Genomic DNA, 2,208 nt, shown 5'->3' on the forward strand with positions numbered 1-2,208 from the left:
ATGAGGTTCGCGGAAGGCGCTTTACGGAACCACCGGCTTCGTCTCTCGCAGACCCCGAACATTGAGTCCTTTCCGAAGCTCCTCAGCCTTGTCCTTGGCGGGACCAATTACCGACTGCCCGAGATTGGTAAGCAGGCGATCAAGAGTGTCGTAGCAGTGGGGCTGGAGAACCCAGTGATGCCGCCAGTGCAGGTCGTCGGACATCGCGTACTCGGGCTGGCCCTGTAGAAGGATTGGCTGCACGGGGACAACCGTGTGGGGAACCAGCGTTGCCAGTTCATGTGGGATGCAGCTTGGCTCCGTCAGATCGGCAATGATGAACCGGACCATGTGGGCGATGGCGAGTGTCTCGAGACGCGGAGCGGCCTGTTTTTCCCGCGGCAGCCGCTGGCGGAGGGCAGCACCGCGGAGGCCTTTGCCGCGACGGAGGTCTTCTTCCGGTTTGGCGCGCCCGGCCTGCTGCTCGATCCGGCCAGGCCGGGAGTTGCCCGGTTCCGCGATGTCGGAGTCTTCGTCGGGGATCTTCCGCCGGGGAGGGAAACCGTGATTATCGCGTGACGCCCTCTCGCGAATGGTGGCGGGGCAATCTCATGAGAGTGTTGCGATCCACTTCACGATTCCACGATGGTCATGCGACCGTCTGCGCCGCTCAGGTAGCGAGAAGCGCATTTCCACGCTAGCGATAAGTGTGATTCCCGCTCATCGACCAGCCCTCCGCCACGACAGGATCAACACAGCGGCAGGACAGTCCCGGTATCATCCTCAAGGCTGCTCGTTGGATACTTGGTTGCGCTGCCGAGAGCGGGCCCAAGCATAGGTACACACTGCGCGTTTTCAGGAGCGCGTAGTCATCGGCACGGCAATTGCGCGTCACCGACGTCTTCGTGCCCCTGAGTTTTGCGCCGGGCGAGGCCTACCAGTTCGACTGGAGCTGAGGTGGCTCGGTTTGTCTGAACAGCGAAACGCGCTGGTTAAGTGGAGCCTCTGCGGGTTCATGCCGCGGCGCGGCGCGGCTCTTTGAAGTAGGCCTGATCGGGGGGGCGGTCAAGGCTCGAGTGCGGCCTCCGAGCATTGTAGAAGCTCAGGTACAGGCAATCGAGGTCCGTGCGTCGGCGACGCTGTCGTAGGCGTGCAGGTAGACCTCCTCGTACTTGACCGTCCGCCACAGCCGCTCGACGAAGATGTTGTCGCGCCAGGCGCCTCTGCCATCCATGCTGATGGCGATCCCGTTCTGGATCAGCACCTTGGTGAAGGCCGCGCTGGTGAACTGGCTGCCTTGATCAGTATTGACGATCTCCGGTTTTCCGGACCTGGCAAGCGCCTCATCCAAGGCTTCGACACAGAAGGCGGCCTCCAGGGTGATCGACAGCCGCCAGCTGAGCACGCGCCGGCTGTACCAGTCGACGACGGCAACGAGATACACAAAGCCGCGCGCCATTGGGATAAAGGTCAGTTCCATCGCCCACACTTGGTTCGGCCGATCGACGACGAGATCGCGCAGCAGATACGGATAGACCTTGTGCCCCAGCGCCGGCTTCGTCGTGCGCGGCCGCCGGTAGAGTGCCTCGATCCCCATCGTCTTCATCAAGGTCGTGACATGCAGCCGGCCGACCCGGATGCTTTCGCGGGCGAGCAGATCGCGCAGCATACGACTGCCGGCAAACGGATAAGCCAGATGCAACTCTTCAATCCGCCGCATGAGAGCAAGATCGGCAGCGGACGTCGGCCGCGACTGATAGTAGACGCTGCCGCGGCTGATGCCGAGGAGCCTGGCCTGCGTGGACACCGGCAAGGCGTGTGTCCGATCGATCATCGCTTTGCGCTCGGCAACAGTCTGGCCTTGCCGAGCGCAGAGGACAAAAAATCATTCTCGAGCATCAGCTCGCCGATCTTGGCGTGCAACGTCTTCACGTCGACAGCAGGCGTAGTATCTTGCGCCTTGTCGGTGCCGAACACGTCGGCAGCGCCATCGAGCAGCTGGCCCTTCCACGCCGTGATCTGATTGGGGTGAACATCGAACTGCTGGGCTAACTCGACCAGCGTCTTGTCGCCTCGGATAGCAGCCAAAGCCACCTTCGCCTTGAACGCCGGTGAGGGGTTGCGGCGGGGTCTTTTGCTCATCGTCTCTCCTGTTCGGCAGCCCTTCCGGCCGCCTTTAGGCAGAAACTCCACTTATCTCGTTGTGCAGATTCGTCAGGCCAGCTCTCT

2 protein-coding genes and 1 pseudogene are annotated in these 2,208 nt (G+C 62.0%); 2 read left to right on the plus strand and 1 reads right to left on the minus strand.

Features of this window, described 5'->3' with window-relative positions; all coding sequences use genetic code 11:
- The coding region (locus tag BN1233_RS49250) for a hypothetical protein (RefSeq protein ID WP_046867611.1) at positions 1-228 on the plus strand (228 nt) is incomplete at its 5' end.
- Between the two features lie 27 nt (positions 229-255).
- Positions 256-558 carry a hypothetical protein gene (locus BN1233_RS31460; protein WP_147707658.1) on the plus strand — a complete coding sequence of 101 codons (303 nt, stop codon included), beginning with the start codon at positions 256-258 and terminating at the stop codon, positions 556-558.
- 434 nt (positions 559-992) lie between these two features.
- On the opposite strand, the pseudogene BN1233_RS31465 reads toward BN1233_RS31460, so the two are convergent.
- Positions 993-2,121: pseudogene (locus BN1233_RS31465) on the minus strand (IS3 family transposase).
- Positions 2,122-2,208: the final 87 nt, after the last annotated feature.

Origin of the sequence: Microvirga massiliensis, from assembly GCF_001006805.1 — a bacterium.
Taxonomy (GTDB): Bacteria; Pseudomonadota; Alphaproteobacteria; order Rhizobiales; family Beijerinckiaceae; genus Microvirga; species Microvirga massiliensis.